This is a genomic window from Escherichia sp. AM3, assembly GCF_032029835.1.
Lineage (GTDB): Bacteria > Pseudomonadota > Gammaproteobacteria > Enterobacterales > Enterobacteriaceae > Escherichia > Escherichia coli.
Map to the genome: position 1 here is coordinate 1 of NZ_JAVUPQ010000694.1, position 354 is coordinate 354.

Annotated in this window: 1 protein-coding gene; it reads left to right on the plus strand. The window is 48.9% G+C overall.

The features are described from left to right. Nucleotides 1-68: 68 nt before the first annotated feature. Nucleotides 69-354 (plus strand): DUF1428 domain-containing protein (locus tag RTW80_RS27935; protein WP_312721374.1); only part of this gene is annotated, 286 nt, incomplete at its 3' end.

Here is a 354-nt window from a genome sequence, read left to right on the forward strand (position 1 = left end):
TAAACTTTAACCACAACTGACGTCGCAAGAATTGTCTGGCTGCGCAGTACGCTTCGGAGGTATGTCTGATGAAGTATGTTGATGGTTTTGTGGTTGCCGTTCCTGCCGATAAAAAGGATGCCTATCGGGAAATGGCCGCTAAGGCTGCGCCATTGTTTAAAGAGTTTGGCGCGCTTCGTATTGTCGAATGCTGGGCCAGCGATGTACCGGATGGCAAAGTGACCGATTTTCGTATGGCGGTGAAAGCGGAAGAGAATGAAGAGGTTGTCTTTAGCTGGATTGAATACCCTTCAAAAGAGGTCCGCGACGCTGCTAATCAAAAGATGATGTCGGACCCACGGATGAAAGAGTTCG